The organism is Flavobacterium sp. YJ01 (genome assembly GCF_029320955.1).
Classification (GTDB): Bacteria; Bacteroidota; Bacteroidia; order Flavobacteriales; family Flavobacteriaceae; genus Flavobacterium.
In genome coordinates, this window is sequence record NZ_CP119757.1 from 2,885,038 (window position 1) to 2,903,292 (window position 18,255).

An 18,255-nucleotide genomic window follows, 5' to 3' on the forward strand; every position below is an offset into this window, starting at 1 on the left:
TATATTAGTTGTTCTTTTCTTTTTCTTCAAGTAAAAGCTGCTTTTTGTAAAATGCTTTAAATGAATTTAATAACACAAAAAACAAAATAAACAAAAGCGGCAGATAGAATTTGAGTTTACTATTAATAGATTTTTTACTTTCTACATTGATTGTACTGCTAATTTCTTTGATTGTTTTATCGAAACTGATTAATTTAAGCCTGTTTCTTCCTTGATCTTCAATCAAATACTGTTTGGTTTTTATAAGGTCATTTAACTGCGTATTTTCATTATAATAAACCAGTTTATCATTCTTTTGAGCCCCTTTTGTTACACTAGAAAAATTACTTAAAACTGTATTGATCTGTTTTATGATGGAGTCGTTTTGAACAATCTTTGACTGTAAATTTTTTAATTCGATTTTCTGAACAGTATCAAAATATTCCGAGTTATTTAAAAAACTTAAAATCGGCGCAGCAAATTCTTTGTCAATTGCTACTTCACTTGTTGTGAATGAAATCGTATGATATCTGTAATTTTTGCTTGTTATAGTATCTACCAAAATTTTGTTGATATCGCCGTTTTCAGCCATAAGCTCCAACAATTGAAAATTACGCTCTTTGTTTTCGACAAACTTATACGCTTCAACAATTGGTCTGATTTGAATTCTCTTTATCAGTTTTGGTTTTTTAATTCCCACAACATTTTTTAGAAAAACAGTATCATTTGAAATTACTTTAGACTGCAGCAAATCAATTTTTGAATACAAATAATCTACACTTTCAAAATTTGGCTCTACAATAATCTGATTACTGTATGATTTTCTAACAGTGTCTAAATACCAGCCTATTGCAAAACCAGTCACAATCAATACTAAAACTATAATCCAGTTTCTCAGAAAGAATTGAATGCTGCCAAAAATAGAACGATTCAATCTCTCAAAAAAATTACTTATCTTTTTAGAAATCTGAACCAAATCAATTTCCTGATCTTCTTGGTTTTGTGGTACTTTTGTACTCATTTATACTGCTGCTTTTATATTAAAAATTTGTTCTAAAATTTTAATTGTAATCAAATAAGTTGGTTTAACGCCTGTTGTTCCTAATCCGCCTGAAGCCAAAGTGCTTCCTGTTTCCAACGGATTATCTGAAGCATAATAAGCGTAACGAACTTTAATATCGTGTGGCACACTTTTTCTAATTTTTGATGCCGATTGAATCGCTTTCTGATAATAAGATCCTTCCATTTCCAAACCAATTACACCCCAAGTCGATTCGTGGAAAAATTTCAACAAATCTCTGTTTTGTAATGAAGTTCCTAAAACGGTAACCATTGCTCCTTCATAAATATCAATATCATTTCCTTCAAACATGGCACCTGTCAATTCATTTTCGAAGAAATAATTATCCGCCGTTCCTTCGTTAATATGCGCTGTCGGAATCATAATATCACCTTTTCCGCCTTCCAAAATTCCAGCTTTACCCATAATTGAAACCGATTTTACGTTTAGTAAAGTTTCTTTTTTGAATGGTTTCAAAAGCTCATCAATTGTTTCGTAAGCCTGTTCACCAAAAGCGTAATCCATTACAATAATTACTGGTTTATCTTCGCCCACATTTGCATGGGAAAAAGCTGTTTTTGACCAGTCAATTTGAGCGGTATCAAAAATTTGAACATCGATATTTGTTCCAGAACAATCTGGTAACGAAATCATTCCGCTTTTCAACGCCAGCTCTTCAACTTGACCTCTAATTTCTTTTGAACCCGAACTGCTTAATTCTTCATAAATAAAGAAATCTGTTTTTCCTTTAAATTTAGTTTTTAGCAAAGGCGTTGCAAAAATCGAATTCATTACGCTATGCATGTTTGCACTGATAACGTGAATCGGTCTTTTTAGCAAATCATTTGCTTTTAAAACTTCTTTAATGTTTGTAGCCCAAATTTCTCCGTGAATGTGATGTCCTAAACGCTCACGTAAAACTGGACTAAAAGTAATGGTTCTTTTATTGTTTTCAACAATCTCTTCGATCGCTAATTTTCCTAACCAATAAATTACGTGCAAGAAACGATCTGGTGCATTTTCTGAACCAAAAGCGTCATAAATATCTAAAACTTCTTCAAAAGTTCTTGCTAAAATATTGGCAACATGCGAAATTGCTTTTTCTTTTTCAATCTGCGTTAACTTTTTGGTTTGCATTACTGCTTGTTCCAATTTCTGCCAATCGCGAGAAACTTCTCCTCCATCATCAATTAAAACTCTATTTTTAATTTTGTGAGATTCGATGAAAATGAAAGTCAAATGCGTTAGAATATCATAAATATCAGAACGTCCACGCGTAATTTCGACATTCATTTGCTCTTCGTCAATTCTGTAGCAATTTCTTCTTCTTTTTGGAGGAACAATTGCTTGAAAATGTGATTTAGAATAACCTTCGTCTGAAGTTAAATTGATAAAACGACATTGTTCAATTCCGATTGGAAGACGTTCAATAACGTATAAAAGTCCGTTAAGTTCTACTTTTTCCTCGGCAATATTTCCGTAGATTTCAGGACGTAAAGCCAATAATGATTCGCGTAAGCTGTCACCAGAAACTCCCATTGGTTTATAAAAACCACGGTTGAATAAATGGCGCATTGTAATGTACATTTTTTCTATAGCCGCAGAAGATTCTTGCGCTCTAGATCTTGATATATGTTTGGTTTCTTTCATGCTTTTTTATTTTATAAATCAAATTTAGGGAAATACAAGGCATGCCTTGTATCTATAATATCATTTTTTTTTAATCATTTTGATTTATTTTCTGTTTTAAATTTATCCTTTGCCCAATTTTCGGGATTTGAAACAATGTAATCAGATATTCTTTGATAATCATTATTGCTTCTAATTATATTATCATAAAATAATTTTTGCCATTGATGTGGATATCCCAATCTATTGGCGTGTTTTGTTACGGCAGATTTATATGATCCAACAATTGACGAAATGGTATTTTTTCCAATGTTTTGAAACCGTTGTGAACCTGGTGATGATGATGATGATGATGGTAGATACAGGGCATGCCCTGTATCTACACGCCCTGTATCTGTATCAACGTTATCCAATGGTTTATTAATAATCAAAATTCCATGAATATGATTTGGCATCACCACAAAATCGCCCAATTCAACATTTTTGTGGTGCGTTGGAATTTGATGCCACAATAAATCGGCAATAATTCCGACATGCGATAAAATCATTTTACTATTTTGAATTTCCCCAAAATAATGTTCTCTGTTTTGTGTACAAATTGTTATAAAATAGGCTCCATTCCAACCATAATCCCACCATTGCGATCTTATGGAAGAAATGCGATATTTATTTTGAAACTTTCCTTGACTCATTAATTTTCATTTACTTATCCATCTAAATTCATTGGATAAATAACTTCTTAATGTTGGAAATATTATATAAATTTTGTAAGATTATCCGCAATATTTCTATCATTCGATAATCTCGGAATCTTATTCTGTCCGCCTAATTTGCCTTGCGATTTCATATAATCTTGAAATCCGTTTTTAGAAACTTTAGTTACCACAACTTTCTGCAGCACATTTCCGGTAATCAAATCGTCATAATAAATGTTTTGTTTTCTCATCGAATTGTCGATTGTTTCGGCAAAAAAATCCATATTTTCAGGTTCGTTTTCAAATTCTACAAACCATTCGTGATACGGTAATCCGCTTGACGGATTAATCTGTGGCGCAACTGTAAATTCGTTTATCACAATATTGGTTGATGCAACAGCTTCTTTCATCGCATTTTCAACTTCGTTGGCAATTACGTGTTCACCAAAAGCCGAAATATAATGTTTGATACGCCCAGAAACTATCACACGATGCGGAAATAAAGACGTAAACTGAACTGTATCGCCAATATTATATCGCCAAAGTCCAGCATTTGTAGAAATGATTAAAACGTAGTTTACCCCAATTTCAACTTCGCCAATTGTCAGCGCTTTTGGGTTTTCATTAAAGAATTCATCTGCTTTTATAAACTCGTAAAAAATTCCCGAATTCAACAATAAAAGCATTCCTTTTTCTTTCTGAGAATCCTGATATGCAAAAAAGCCTTCTGAGGCAGGAAACAACTCGATACTATCTACTTTTCTGCCAATCATGTTTTCGAACTTGGCACGATACGGTTCGTAATTAACACCTCCGTAAATAAACAAATTGAAGTTTTTAAATATCTCGCCAATCTTTTTTTCGCCGCTTTTTTGCTGTAAACGTTCAAAATACATCTGAACCCAAGATGGAATTCCAGAGATAACAGCCATATCTTCTTTTATAGTTTCGTCTACAATTGCGTCTACTTTAGTTTCCCAATCTTCAATACAATTGGTTTCCCAAGATGGCATTCTGTTTTTCTGCAAATATTTAGGAACAAAATGGGCTACAATTCCAGAAAGTCTTCCGAATTTGATTCCGTATTTTTCAGTTAGAATCGGGCTTCCTTGCAAAAAAATCATTTTTCCGTCAACAAACTCCGCATTTCCTGTTTCGTGAACATAATGCAAAATCGCATTTCTAGCAGCTTCAATATGAAACGGCATTGATTCTTTGGTCAATGGAATAAATTTTGCCCCAGAAGTTGTTCCAGAAGTCTTCGCAAAATAAAGTGGTTTTCCTTTCCAAAGAATATTTTCTTCGCCTTTAACCACCTTTTCAATATAAGGTTTCAAATCTTCGTAATCTCTTACAGGAACGTTTTTTTGAAAATCTTCAACCGTTTTTATTTGATTAAAATAATGATCTTTTCCAAAACTGGTTTGCGTTGCGCTATTAATTAATTTCTGAAAGACCTTTTCTTGCGTTTCGATTGGTTTTTGAACCCAAGCCTGTGTTTTATTATATATTTTTCTGGCAAATATTTTTGCTGCTAAAGCTTTAATTGACATTTTTTATGGTATTATTTTTTGTCCCTTTTCTTTTTGTCCTGGGGTTTTGTCTGCAATTCTTTTTCAGTTTTTGCGACTTCTTCTCTTAATTTTATTTCAGCGTCAGAAGCTTTCATATTTAAATCTGAAGGATTTTCGGCTGTTTCTGATAAAATAGAATCTTTATTAAATTTTGAATATTCTAATTCTCCTTTTAAAACTTTTTGAATTCCTTTTATATACACTTCATTTTGACGTAAAGCTGTTTCTAAAGAATCTGATTTTATAGCCAATCGCGTTGCATTTTTCTTCAATTCTGTTGAAGAATAACCTGGAATAAATTCGCGAAGCGGCGTAAAGGCAATAATGAAAGTAGTGACCAAAATTAAAAAAATACCTCCTAATGTAAACGTTACAAAGACATTCATTAAAGTAAGCCTAAAAGAAAAAATTTCTTCAAAAGTGTCTTCATTTAAGATTACCAATCTGTTTTTAATGAATAATTTTTTTCTTAAATTCTTTTTCTTTTTTTTAGCCATTGTACTTCATTATGCTAGCAAATATAGTAATTAATCATCATGATAACGATCTGGAAAATACTATGAAATGCTATAATTTACGATTTTATAAAATATTTAACGTGGTCGGAGACAAATATTTTAAACTAAAAATACTTCTATTTCGTATATTTCTATATACCTTTGCGGGATAATTTAGAAAACAATTTGCTTCGGCATTAAATATAATAGTCATGGGAAGATTAGGTCTTACAGAAATCCTTGTTATCGTAGGTATTGTGATATTACTTTTTGGAGGTAAAAAAATTCCAGAATTAATGAAAGGTTTAGGAAGTGGAATTAAGGAATTTAAAAACGCTGCTAAAGACGATCAACCTGCTGCTTCTAAAAAACAAGAAGAAGAAACGAAATAATAAATTCGAAAATCTTATTAAAAAATCCCAAACTGCAAATTGTAGTTTGGGATTTTTTTTGGCTTATAATGAAACTCTACTCATAGTATTGTCATTTGGAAGAACGAGAAATCTCCACAAGAAACTCCATTATCTAAATCGATAATCTTTGTAGAGCTACTCGCGGAGATTTCTCGTTCCTCGAAATGACAAGATTGTATAAGTTTGGAATTTAAAAATTAGAATTTTCTAAAGTATCATCGTCAACTGAATTCTCTTTCTATCTTCATCAACCTCAGTAACTTTCACTTCAACATGCTGATGTAATTTTACCACTTCGTTTACATCACTCACAAAACCAGCTTTCAATTGCGAAATATGGACCAATCCACTTTCTTTGATTCCGATGTCAACAAAACAGCCAAAGTTGGTAATGTTATTAACAATTCCTGGTAAAATCATTCCCGTTTTCAAATCTTTGATTGATTTTACATTGGCATCAAATTCAAAAACCTTAGCCGACTTTCTTGGATCTAATCCAGGCTTTTCAAGCTCTTTTATGATGTCTTTTAATGTTAGTAAACCAATTTCAGGTGTTACATACTTTTCGGGCTTAATAAGCGCTGTTTTTTCTTTGTTCGCAATCAATTCATTCAAAGAAATATTCAAATCCTTCGCCATCTTTTCAACAACCGGATAAGCCTCTGGATGCACCGCCGAATTATCCAGCGGGTTTTTAGCATTTGTAATTCTGATAAACGCTGCTCCTTGCTGATAAGCTTTATCTCCTAAACGAGGCACTTTTTTTAGCTGTTTTCTGTCTTCAAAAGGTCCGTTTTCAGAACGGTATTGTACGATGTTTTCTGCCAGCTTCTCTCCTATTCCACTCACATAACTTAGTAAATGTTTACTTGCTGTGTTTATGTTAATTCCAACCGAGTTTACGCAGCGAATTACCGTGCTGTCCAATTCTTCTTTTAATTTGGTTTGATCAACATCATGTTGATATTGCCCTACTCCAATCGCTTTTGGATCAATTTTTACCAATTCGGCCAACGGATCTGAAAGTCGTCTCCCAATAGAAACCGAACCACGAACCGTTACATCATAATTTGGAAATTCTTCTCTCGCAATTTTTGAAGCCGAATAAACCGAAGCTCCAGCCTCAGAAACAATAAAAACTTGAACCGGTTTGTCGAATGCGATTTTTTTGATGAAAAATTCCGTTTCTCTTGAAGCCGTTCCATTCCCAATAGAAATGGCATCAATTTGATACGCATTAACCATAGAACGGATTTTTTTAATCGCCATTGTTTCCTCTTTTTGCGGCGCGTGCGGATAAATTGTTTCGTTGTATAATAAATCTCCTTTTTCGTCCAGACAAACTACTTTACATCCACTTCTAAATCCAGGATCGATTGCCAGAATTCGTTTCTCTCCCAAAGGTGGAGCCAATAAAAGTTGTCCTAAATTATTAGCAAAAACCTGAATCGAATTCGCATCAGCTTTTGCTTTTGCTTCCTGTAACGTTTCGTTTCCAATCGCCGGATTCAATAAACGTTTATAACTGTCTTCAATTGCTAATTGCAAATGAGCTGTCGTATTATTTTGTTTTTTAATGATAATTTCGTCAATAACATCGTAAGCGTCATCGATATCAACATCAATTTTCATTTTTATAAAACCTTCATTTTCTGCACGAAGCATCGCCAATAAACGGTGTGCCGGTGCTTTTGTCAAAGGTTCTTCCCAATCAAAATATTGACTGAATTTTTGTGCGCCTTCCTCTTCCGCTTTCTTTTTAACAACTTTTGTTCCGATCGTGGCTTTTCGCTGATACAGTCTACGAAGCTGTTTACGAACATAAATGTTTTCGTTAATCCATTCTGCAACAATATCTCTTGCTCCTTGCATTGCCGCCTCTTCATTCACAACATTTTCATTTAGATATTGTGTAGAAATGAAATCAACATCAACATCACTTTCAGACATTATGATTTTTGCCAGAGGTTCTAAACCAAATTCGCGTGCAACATCAGCTTTTGTTTTTTTCTTCTTTTTATATGGAAGGTAAAAATCTTCAATTTCTTGCAGATCAAAACTTTCTTCAATTTTTTTCTTCAATTCTGGCGTAAGCGCTTTTTGTTCTTCAATCGATTTTAAAATGGCTTCTTTACGTTTTACAAGCGTATCATAATCTTTTTGAAATTTTGCAATTTGTTCAATAACAGTTTCATCCAAGTTCCCCGTCGCATCTTTTCGATAACGAGAAATAAACGGAATCGTACAATCTTCTTCTAATAATTTTACTGTGTTTTGAATGCTTACAGCAGGCGCCTGTACTGACTTGGCAATGAATTGAATATTAGTCATATTTTTAATGAAAATAAATTCTTAATGTTAAAATGATATATTTTACTTGTTAAAAACAAGATCTATACACCTATTAGTTTGCTAAAATAATATCTTTGTTTTTAATTTTTAGCCTATGAAAGTTTTATTACTATATTTTTTATTTATAAACTTCACTACTTTTCTGCTTACTGGCTACGATAAATTTCAAGCTAGAAGACACAGAAGGCGAATTCCTGAATTTATACTTTTTTTATTGGCTTTTATCGGCGGAACAATTGGATTATTAACAGGAATGTTTTTCTTCAGACATAAAACGGGAAAAATCACTTTTATTATGAAATTCTCCTATATTATTATCGTTCAGATTGTGGTTATCTATTTAAAAATGACGAATAATATTTAGATATTAACAATGTTAATAACCTAAATTTTATGTTTCAAAATATTGATTTATATATATTTATAAAATAAAAACCGGATGAATTATTAAAATCCGCCCGGTGTTTTTATTTTTTATGGTGCGAAGCACCCAATTTTTTTACGTTTTACGCGCAAGCAATTTTATTTACTCTATTTTGATGTCTTCCGCCTTCAAAAGCTGTATCTAAGAAAGTTTCAACGATTTCAACCGCTTGATGAATAGAAGTAAATCTTGCTGGAATACTCACAATATTTGCATCATTGTGTAAACGAGTTAAATAAGCAATTTCTTTTGTCCAGCACAGACCAGCTCTTACTTTCGGGTGTTTATTAACAGTCATTGCAATTCCGTTACCGCTTCCGCAGATTACGATTCCAAAATCAGCTTTTCCTTCAGATACATCATTCGCAACTGGATGTCCAAAATCTGGATAATCTACAGACGCATCTGTATCTGTTCCATAATTTGTTACTTCATATCCTCTTGCCTGCAGCATTTCAACAATTGCTTTTTTATATTCAGGGCCTGCGTGGTCGTTTCCTATCGAAATTTTCATTTTTTCTACTATTAAGTTGTGTAGTACAAATTTACTCAATTAATAAATGTTTGGCACGAATTACACCAATTTTCACAAATTTTTTTCTTTTTAATTACATTCTCAACAAAGCAATTATAATTAGTTTACTTTCGTGAAATTCATGGCCAAAAACCCTTAATTTATAACTACTTTACTGTCAAAACATTATCAGTTATTAACAATTTTAATAAGTATATAAGTATCTCATAATCAATAAATAATAATCAGAATATTTGTTAAAATTTTGAAGTGTTAATAGGAATTCGTAATTCGTTGATATTCAGTTAACTTTAAATTAACAGAAAATGTTAATAAGTTCGGATAGAAAATTAGAAGTTTTTTTTGGTTGTGTCGAAAAAAAACCTAATCCAAAACTGGAATTAAAAATCCTAATAAAGTTTCAGGAATTTTTGGAAAAGTTATCAATATCAAAAACATCATTTTCAACAGAAATCAACATATGAACTTATCTACAAAATGAATTCAATTTTGGTTGTCAACCGTTGTTAATTAAAATACAAAAAGTCTTATAAATTAATCTTTTAGCTAAAAATAAGTATGTTGATAACTCGCAATAACTAATAGAAACTTCATTTCAATACTTTTAAAAATAAATTTATTCGACATATTAACACACTATAATAACCAACAAATTTTTTTAAATTTTTAAAAATCTTTTTTGTTGTATTTAATATATGTTGAAAACTAAAAAAGTTTAAAAAGAAAAAAATTGAATTTAGTTTGAAAAAAAGAATCTGTTTAAACGATTTTGAGAGGATTGTTGAGATTGTCTAAAATTTGCTGTACTTCTTCGAAATCGTTTGGATGAACTTTAAGTTTGATTCCGCCGAGTGCTGCAGAGTACATTGGTGCAACCGAAAGTGTCATTTCGTTCTCGAAAAAATAAGGGATTTCTTCTTGCTCCAGTAAGTGTTTGAGAACCACTGTTTCGTGCTGATAATTGAATACTGCGATCGTCTTAAAGCTTTCCATATGAGGTGTTTTTGTAAATGTACGAAAAGTTATATTTTTAATAATTCTATTTGTTAAAAAGTATTATCTGATTTCTTATTTGTAATTTTAAACCTTATAAGAAAAGATATATGAGTAAGAAAATTAGAAAGCCGATAAAAAAAGAGAAAGATTTCTCTGGGAAGATCCTGAAGATTTTATCGCAAAACGCAAATAAGCCATTTAATTACAAACAGATAGGAGCAAAGTTAGAACTTGACGATACACAAAGCAGAAATCAGATTATTAAAGATTTGAAAATTCTAGCGGCTCAAAAGAAAATTATAGAAACAGAACCTGGAAAATATTTAGTTAAAGCAATCAGCCAGGATTATTACGAAGGAACGATAGATATGACCAGCAGAAAAACGGCATATTTTATTTGTGATGAGTTTGAAGAAGATGTTTTTATTCCGACCAATAATTTGAATCGTGCTTTAGATAAAGATAAAGTAAAGGTTTATGTTTATAACAGAAGAAAAGGAAAAAGACCTGAAGGTGAAGTAATTGAAGTTATCGAAAGAGATAAAACAGAATTTGTTGGTGTAATTGATATGCAGCCAAATTTTGCTTTTGTTTCTACTGCAAATCCTAAAATGTATACCGATATTTTTATTCCAAAAGATAAAATTGGAGAAGCAGAAAACGGTGATGTTGTTTTAGTTAAGATTGAAGATTGGCCAAAAAGAGCCGATAGTCCGTTTGGATCTGTAATTCGAGTTCTTGGAAAACCTGGAGAACACAATACTGAGATTCACGCTATTTTAGCTGAATATGGTTTGCCAGCAGATTTTCCGGTAGAAGTAGAGGTCTTTGCACAAAAACTAGATACTTCGATTCAGGAATCTGAGATTGCAAAACGTCGTGATATGCGTGATACACTTACGTTTACGATAGATCCAAAAGATGCAAAAGATTTTGATGATGCTTTGTCTTTCAAAAAATTAGAAAATGGAAACTTCGAAATTGGAATTCATATTGCCGATGTTTCGTATTATTTGGAAGAAGGAACAATTCTGGATGATGAAGCTTACCAAAGAGCAACTTCAGTTTATTTGGTAGATAGAGTAGTGCCAATGCTTCCTGAAGTGTTGTCAAATTTTGCTTGTTCACTTCGTCCAAATGAAGAAAAATATACATTCTCTGCGGTATTTGAAGTTTCTCCGACAGCTCAAGTTATTAACCAATGGTTTGGAAGAACTGTAATTTATTCAGATCAGCGTTTTGCTTACGAAGAGGCTCAGCATATTATTGAAACAAAAGGGAATAATACAATTCCTGTTGATATTTCTATTACAGGAGAATCTTATGTTGTTTCAGATGAAATTGTTGAAGCGACTTTAAAATTGGATGAATTAGCGAAGATTTTAAGAAAGAAAAGAATGCAACAAGGCGCTATTTCTTTTGATAAGGTAGAGGTAAAATTCAATTTAGATGCAGAAGGAGAACCAGAAGGCGTTTACTTCAAAGTTTCAAAAGATGCCAATCATTTGATTGAAGAATTTATGCTTTTGGCTAATAGAAAAGTAGCAGAATACATTGGAAAACAAAAGAAAACCTTTGTTTACCGTATTCACGACGAACCAAATGAAGATAAACTAATTGCAATGCAGACAGTTATCGCTAAATTTGGTTATAAAATTGATTTCCGTAACAAAGGCGATATTTCTAAGTCTTTGAATGCTTTAATGGAAGAAGTAAATGGTAAAAAAGAGCAAAACTTAATTGATACTCTTGCGATTAGAAGTATGAGTAAAGCCAAATATTCGACAGATAATATTGGACATTACGGTTTAGCTTTTGATTATTACAGCCATTTTACATCGCCAATTCGTCGTTATCCAGACGTTATGGTACATCGTTTGTTACAATATTATCTGGATGGAGGAGCTTCTGTAGACGAAGAAACGTACGAAACAAAATGTCTGCATTGTTCAAATATGGAAAATTTAGCAACAAATGCGGAGCGTGACAGTATCAAATACATGCAGGTTAAATACATGCAGGATCATCAGGATGAAGAATTCTTGGGAGTTATTTCTGGAGTTACAGAATGGGGAATTTATGTTGAAATTGTTTCTAATAAATGCGAAGGAATGGTGAGAATCAGAGAAATAAAAGAGGATTACTATACTTTCGATGAAAGACAATATGCATTGGTTGGAGCAACTTCAAACCGTTTATTGCAATTAGGAGACGAGATTTATGTTAAAGTAAAAAATGCAGATTTAGTGAAGAAACAACTTGATTTTCATTTTTTAAGAAGAGCAGAATAAAGTATTAATTAAAAAAAATAAAAGTATGAGAAAGCTAATAATTGGAGCAGCAATTTTATTTGTACAAATGTCTTTTGGTCAGGTTACCAAAGAATTAGGAGATTTTGATACCGTAAAAGTTTACGATAAATTAAGTGTAAAATTAGTTCAATCTTCAGAAAATAAGGTTGTTGTAAAAGGAACAAGAGAAGCAGAGTTGGAAGCTGTTAATAAAAATGGAGTTTTAAAATTGAGAATGCCTTTTCCTAAACTTTTGTCTGGAAACGATCTTGAAGTAACTCTGTATTACAAACATTTAGAACTGATAGATGTTAATGAAGGTGCAGAAGTTACGAGCAAAGAAACTCTAAAAGCGACTTCATTTAAAGTAAGTGCACAAGAAGGTGGAAAAATTAATGTAGATTTGAATGTTGATAAACTAAAAGTAAGTTCAGTTTCTGGTGGAGAAATCACTGTAACTGGTAAAGCAGATAACCTTGATGCTGGTTTAGGAGCAGGCGGATATTTCCTTGGAAGTAAATTAGCCACTTCTCAGACCAAAGTAAGCGTTTCTGCGGGCGGAAAAGCCGATGTTAATGCTTCGACACTAGTCGATGCAAAAGTAAGCGCAGGAGGCTCTATTTACATTTATGGAAAACCAAAACAAATAAACCAGAAAACCGTTTTTGGAGGTAAAATCGAAGAAGTAAAATAACAAGTCGTATTTTGATGATAAATGATATTTTGGCTGGACTGCCATGGGGACTTTTTTTGAGTTTTATGGTAGGTCCGGTATTTTTTATACTATTAGAAACCAGTATTACAAAAGGATTTAGAGCTGCAATAGTTTTTGACTGTGGTGTAGTTTTAGGTGATATATTTTTTATAGCGATCGCTTATTTAGGAAGTTATAGATTGATTTCCAGTTTAAAAGATAAACCTGCATTGTTTATTTTCGGCGGAATAATAATGTTGGCTTATGGTATAATTTCTTTTGTGAGATTAAAAAAAGGAGAAAAAATAAATGATGAAGAAATCGACCGTGATATTATAAAAAGAAACTACGGGAGTTTATTCGTAAAAGGCTTTCTACTGAACGTTATCAACATTGGAGTTCTTGGTTTTTGGCTTGCTGTAATTATTTCTGTCGGACCAAAATTAGAAATGCAAAACTCCAGAATGATTACTTTTTTTACTGCAGTAATCATAACTTATTTACTAGTTGATTGCCTTAAAATATTATTAGCCAAACAATTAAAGTCTAAAATGACACCGACCAATATCCTTAAAATCAAAAAAGGAATTAGTATTGTTTTAATGGTTTTTGGAGTTGCTTTAATGGTTCAAGGTTGGTTTCCAAAAGAAAAAGAAATGGTTAAAAATGCTTTTGAGAAGATAGAAAATAAGTAATTGTTAATAACTCAAAAATATAAAATTAAACCTCTGAATTTCAGAGGTTTTTTTGTGTTTATAAATGTTTGTTTAAAGTTTTTTGAGTATAGTTTGTCATTCTGAGGAACGAAGAATCTTCGCAAGTAACTCCGCAACTATTGTCCAATCTTTGTAGAGCTTCTCGCGAAGATTCTTCGTTCCTCAGAATGACAAAATTGTAGAAAAATTAAACAAAAATACCTCCGAATTACTTTGAAGGTTTTTAAGAATCGTGCGGATTCAAACGTATAATTTAATTAATTTTTTCTAAAAATTAAACATAAAAAAAACCTTCAAATTGCTTTGAAGGTTTTAGAGGCATCGTCCGGATTCGAACGTAAATCTTTATCTAATTTTTTCTAAAAATTAAACATAAAAAAAAGAGACACATTTCTGTATCTCTTTTTAGAGGCATCGTCCGGATTCGAACCGGAGTAGGAGCTTTTGCAGAGCCCAGCCTAGCCGCTCGGCCACGACGCCATTGCTTGAACGGATGGCAAAAGTAACTAAAATCTTTAAATTTCAAAAGTTTCGAATGAACTATTTTAAAATTTTAAAGTTTTAATTCTAAAAATTACTTTCTAATTTCCGTCATTTTTATAGTAACTGACTCAACATCACCACCAATAGGCGGATTTATTTTAGAAACCCAAACTGTTGTTTTTTCTACAGTTTCTATCTCTGCCAAGACACGAATATTGATTCTTTTAGCCACATGTTCTAATAAATGCGAACGAATTGCCATTTCTTCAGTAACAATTTTGTTCAAATGAACATAGTCAACAGTGTCTAAAAGATGATCTGTTTCTGCTGATTTTTGTAAATTGGTTTTAATTTTTAGATCGACAGTATAATCAGATCCAATTTTTCCTTCTTCAATTAAACATCCGTGGTAAGAAAAAGTACGAATGTTTTTCAATTTTATAACTCCCATTTTTATAATTTTATTCTTGTAGTGTTTGGATTTTGATAATTGGATGTTACAGCGTATACTGTAACTATTTTGTTAATTTCATCAACTGTAAAATGAATAGTGTATGGGAATTTTTTCAAAGGTAAGGTTCTAACTATATTATACTTTTCTTCAAAAAATGGAAATGTATTTAAAGTATCTACATACTTTTGATATTCATTAAAAAATTTTGTTCCTAAACCATTAGAAATAGATTCATAATATTCAGCAATTTCATCTACTTCTAATTCAGCTCTTAAGAGAATATTTATTTCGAACATTACTTCTTATTCCATTTAGCATTAAGTCTTTTTTTAGACTTTTCCCAACTAATAAAATCCTCTGGTTTAGCATTTTTTATACGATCCAAAACCATTTCTTGTTGCCATAGAGGAATTTCATTCTCAACATTTTCATCTATAGAAACGTCTGGAACATGTTTGAAAAAACTAATAAAAGTTTCGTAAAAATCGTCTGGAATTGTAACAGTTAATTGTCTCATAATTCTGAATATTTATACAAAAATACTAAATAAATTAATTAAAGATTTTGAGTTTAACGTTTCATGTTTTCAGTAAGTTTCCAAAGAAAACCATAAACCATAAACTATAAACTATAAACTTTTTTATCTTTGCTAAAATTACTATAAAATAATGGCATCAGAAGAGAAATCACTCAATTTTATTGAACAAATCATAGAGGAAGACGTAAAATCAGGTCTTTCAAATACTAAACTTCGCTTTCGTTTTCCACCAGAACCTAATGGTTATTTACACATTGGACACGCGAGTTCTATTGCGTTAAATTTTGGTTTAGGAATTGATTATCAATCTCCTGTGAATTTACGTTTTGATGATACAAACCCTGAAAAAGAAGAACAGGAATTTGTTGATGCTATTAAAAAAGATGTAGAATGGCTGGGTTATACTTGGGCAGAAGAATGTTATGCATCAGATTATTTCCAACAATTATACGATTGGGCAGTTTTCTTAATTAAGAAAGATAAAGCGTATGTTGATAGTCAATCTTCTGAAGATATGGCGATCCAGAAGGGAACTCCAACAACTCCAGGAACTGACAGTCCATACAGAAATCGTTCTGTTGAAGAAAACTTAGATTTATTCGAAAGAATGAAAAACGGTGAATTTGAGGCTGGTACTCATATTCTTCGTGCAAAAATTGACATGAAATCAACAAACATGTTAATGCGTGATCCAATTATGTACAGAATTTTACACAAACATCACCATAGAACTGGAGATGCTTGGAAAATCTATCCAATGTACGATTGGGCACACGGACAAAGTGATTATTTAGAGCAAATTTCTCACTCATTTTGTACACTAGAATTCTTGCCTCACCGTGAATTATACGATTGGTTTTTAGATCAGATTTTTGATGATAACAAACTGCGTCCAAAGCAAAGAGAATTTGCTAGACGTAACTTATCACACACCGTTGTTAGTAAAAGAAAATTACAGCAACTAGTTAAAGAAAAGCATGTTAACGGTTGGGATGATCCAAGAATGTCAACCATTTCTGGATTAAGAAGACGTGGTTATACAGCTGCATCTTTACGTAATTTTGCTAACACAATTGGTATTGCAAAACGTGATAATTTGATCAACGTTTCGGTTTTAGAATTCTGTATTCGTGAAGATTTGAACAAAATTGCACCTCGTGTAATGGCTGTTTTAGATCCAGTAAAACTGGTAATTACCAATTATCCAGAAGGAAAAGAAGAGTGGTTAGAAGCTGAAAATAATCAGGAAGATGAAAATGCAGGATTTAGAAAAGTTCCTTTTTCTCGTGAATTATACATTGAAAGAGAAGACTTTTTAGAAGAAGCTCCAGCTAAATTTTTCCGTTTAACTTTAGGAAAAGAAGTTCGTCTTAAAAATGCTTATATCATTAAAGGTGAATCTGTTATAAAAGATGAAAACGGAAATATTACAGAAATTCATGTAACGTATGATACTGATTCTTTAAGCGGAAGCGGAACTGAAGCAAGCCAAAGAAAAGTATCTGGAACCTTACATTGGGTTTCTATTCAACATGCATTAGAAGCAGAAGTTCGTTTGTACGATCGTTTGTTTACAGATGAAGCACCAGACAGTTATAAAGATAAAAATTTCTTAGATTTTGTGAATCCAAATTCATTAGAAATTGTAACTGGATATGTTGAACCAAGTTTATCAACATCTCAAAATGAAGACAAATTTCAATTTCAACGTTTAGGTTATTTTACTGTTGATAAAGACTCAACTCCTTCAAAATTAGTATTTAACAAAACAGTTGGATTAAAAGATGCTTGGGAAGAAAAGGGTAAAAAAGAAGAAAATAGCATTAATAATTCTTTAAAAGATATCAACAAATATTTTAAAGTTGAGTCTAAACCAGAAAGAATTGCAATTGAAAGTGCAATAGGAGAGAACATCAAAAATATTTCTAGTTTTTCACTTTTGCAGAATTCATTAAAGAAAAATATCAACAATAACAAGGCTTCGCTGTTGTTTTCTCAGTTTATTTTAAAATATTCAAACTGGAAATCAACAGATTTTGAAGAAGAAGATATTAAGAAATTATATTCAATGTCTTTAAAAAGTGAATCGACTTATGTAAGATCAAAAGCACTTTTGAATTTAAGAGATATTGAAAGTGAAAGTTTCAAAAATCAGTTTGATGACGAAATTTTAAAATTATATTCAAATCCTCCAAAAAATGCATCGGAGAGAGAAATTGAAATTTTATCTGAAATGGTAAAAAAGTAATATATAATTATAATCTATGAAAAAGCGCTTATAAAAGCGCTTTTTTTATTATATAGATTTACTATTGAAATTTTAATTATTATAATTTTTATAGATTAAAATTGACTTTCATAAATTAATTTTAAAGGAAAATAAAAATTAGTTGGATAAGGAATTCATTTTTTTGATTTTCGTTTCATAAAACTTCTTATTTCGTTTTTTTGATTTTTGGATTCCAATTTTGTTTTCAAAATTTTTAAATTTAGGTTTTTTCTTATTTTCTACGGTTTTGACTTCAATTTTATACTTATAAATTTTAATTATTTTCTTTTTATATAATTTAGTTTTTAATTATTATTCATAAAAATGATAATAAAATCAAAATTGATAGTTTCTATAAATTAATTTTAACCCTCATAAATTGATTTTAAGACGTTTTTAAAACTTGTTTGATAGATAACTCATTTTTTAAATAATTGTTTATTTAAAGCTTTTATTTAACTTTTTACTGTTATTTTAGTCAGTTTAACGGCTTGTTAACACACAATTGTTTATAAAGTTGCTATTTTTAACTCAATACCAAAAATCAGAGATGATTTTGCAAAATTAAAATTTGCCGTGACGGAAACTAAACTGAATTTTACTTTTTTTAAAAACTCGTAATTTTTATTGCTGTAGATTTTCAAAATTGATTTTCC

At 31.2% G+C, this 18,255-nt stretch carries 17 protein-coding genes and 1 tRNA gene; 6 read left to right on the forward strand and 12 right to left on the reverse strand.

From position 1 onward, the window contains the following. Window positions 1-4 precede the first annotated feature (4 nt). From P0R33_RS12685 to P0R33_RS12705, 5 genes are all read right to left on the reverse strand, one after another. A complete protein-coding gene (locus P0R33_RS12685; RefSeq protein ID WP_276171525.1) occupies window positions 5-1,000 on the reverse strand; it encodes a hypothetical protein in 996 nt (331 codons plus the stop codon). After that, on the reverse strand, window positions 1,001-2,689 hold the full coding sequence (locus tag P0R33_RS12690; RefSeq protein ID WP_276171527.1) for a hypothetical protein: 1,689 nt from the start codon (window positions 2,687-2,689) through the stop codon (window positions 1,001-1,003). A gap of 74 nt (window positions 2,690-2,763) precedes the next feature. After that, window positions 2,764-3,360 (reverse strand): transposase, encoded by a 597-nt coding sequence (locus tag P0R33_RS12695; protein ID WP_276171529.1) that lies wholly within the window; start codon window positions 3,358-3,360, stop codon window positions 2,764-2,766. 62 nt (window positions 3,361-3,422) lie between these two features. Continuing rightward, entirely contained in the window at window positions 3,423-4,916 is a 1,494-nt protein-coding gene (locus P0R33_RS12700; protein ID WP_276171531.1) for a GH3 auxin-responsive promoter family protein, read from the reverse strand. 11 nt (window positions 4,917-4,927) lie between these two features. After that, window positions 4,928-5,434 carry a peptidase gene (locus P0R33_RS12705; RefSeq protein ID WP_229353625.1) on the reverse strand — a complete coding sequence of 169 codons (507 nt, stop codon included), beginning with the start codon at window positions 5,432-5,434 and terminating at the stop codon, window positions 4,928-4,930. A 212-nt stretch (window positions 5,435-5,646) separates the two neighbouring features. Between P0R33_RS12705 and P0R33_RS12710 the strand changes: the two genes are divergently transcribed. Continuing rightward, window positions 5,647-5,826: a twin-arginine translocase TatA/TatE family subunit gene (locus P0R33_RS12710; RefSeq protein WP_008465789.1), complete on the forward strand. Its 180-nt coding sequence runs from the start codon at window positions 5,647-5,649 to the stop codon at window positions 5,824-5,826. A gap of 228 nt (window positions 5,827-6,054) precedes the next feature. On the opposite strand, the gene P0R33_RS12715 is transcribed toward P0R33_RS12710, so the two are convergent. Further along, a complete protein-coding gene (locus P0R33_RS12715) occupies window positions 6,055-8,178 on the reverse strand; it encodes a Tex family protein (protein WP_276171538.1) in 2,124 nt (707 codons plus the stop codon). Between the two features lie 115 nt (window positions 8,179-8,293). Here P0R33_RS12715 and P0R33_RS12720 point away from each other — a divergent pair, with 115 nt between their 5' ends. Next, entirely contained in the window at window positions 8,294-8,563 is a 270-nt protein-coding gene (locus P0R33_RS12720) for a DUF1294 domain-containing protein (RefSeq protein ID WP_276171540.1), read from the forward strand. Between the two features lie 142 nt (window positions 8,564-8,705). Here the strand turns inward: P0R33_RS12720 and rpiB are convergent, their stop codons facing one another. Both rpiB and P0R33_RS12730 read right to left on the reverse strand, forming a co-directional pair. Further along, a complete protein-coding gene (gene rpiB / locus P0R33_RS12725; RefSeq protein WP_213258659.1) occupies window positions 8,706-9,137 on the reverse strand; it encodes a ribose 5-phosphate isomerase B in 432 nt (143 codons plus the stop codon). Window positions 9,138-9,917: 780 nt separating this feature from the next. Continuing rightward, window positions 9,918-10,151 carry a DUF2007 domain-containing protein gene (locus P0R33_RS12730; RefSeq protein WP_276171543.1) on the reverse strand — a complete coding sequence of 78 codons (234 nt, stop codon included), beginning with the start codon at window positions 10,149-10,151 and terminating at the stop codon, window positions 9,918-9,920. Window positions 10,152-10,261: 110 nt separating this feature from the next. Here P0R33_RS12730 and rnr point away from each other — a divergent pair, with 110 nt between their 5' ends. The 3 genes from rnr to P0R33_RS12745 are packed head-to-tail and all read left to right on the forward strand — an operon-like array spanning window position 10,262 to window position 13,834. Then, entirely contained in the window at window positions 10,262-12,445 is a 2,184-nt protein-coding gene (gene rnr / locus P0R33_RS12735; protein WP_276171545.1) for a ribonuclease R, read from the forward strand. Window positions 12,446-12,470: 25 nt separating this feature from the next. Beyond that, window positions 12,471-13,139, forward strand: a complete 669-nt coding sequence (locus tag P0R33_RS12740) for a head GIN domain-containing protein (RefSeq protein WP_276171546.1) — start codon at window positions 12,471-12,473, stop codon at window positions 13,137-13,139. 14 nt (window positions 13,140-13,153) lie between these two features. After that, entirely contained in the window at window positions 13,154-13,834 is a 681-nt protein-coding gene (locus tag P0R33_RS12745) for a LysE family transporter (RefSeq protein WP_276171549.1), read from the forward strand. Between the two features lie 430 nt (window positions 13,835-14,264). Here the strand turns inward: P0R33_RS12745 and P0R33_RS12750 are convergent. The 4 genes from P0R33_RS12750 to P0R33_RS12765 form a co-directional block, all read right to left on the reverse strand. Next, a tRNA-Cys gene (locus P0R33_RS12750) sits at window positions 14,265-14,335 on the reverse strand. Between the two features lie 94 nt (window positions 14,336-14,429). Further along, window positions 14,430-14,789 (reverse strand): dihydroneopterin aldolase, encoded by a 360-nt coding sequence (folB, locus tag P0R33_RS12755; protein WP_057115457.1) that lies wholly within the window; start codon window positions 14,787-14,789, stop codon window positions 14,430-14,432. A 2-nt stretch (window positions 14,790-14,791) separates the two neighbouring features. After that, entirely contained in the window at window positions 14,792-15,088 is a 297-nt protein-coding gene (locus tag P0R33_RS12760; protein ID WP_276171552.1) for a hypothetical protein, read from the reverse strand. After that, window positions 15,088-15,309, reverse strand: a complete 222-nt coding sequence (locus tag P0R33_RS12765; protein ID WP_276171554.1) for a hypothetical protein — start codon at window positions 15,307-15,309, stop codon at window positions 15,088-15,090. Before P0R33_RS12765 ends, P0R33_RS12760 begins: the two co-directional genes overlap by 1 nt. 151 nt (window positions 15,310-15,460) lie before the next feature. Between P0R33_RS12765 and P0R33_RS12770 the strand changes: the two genes are divergently transcribed. Continuing rightward, entirely contained in the window at window positions 15,461-17,578 is a 2,118-nt protein-coding gene (locus P0R33_RS12770) for a glutamine--tRNA ligase/YqeY domain fusion protein (RefSeq protein ID WP_276171556.1), read from the forward strand. The last annotated feature ends 677 nt before the right edge of the window (window positions 17,579-18,255 follow it).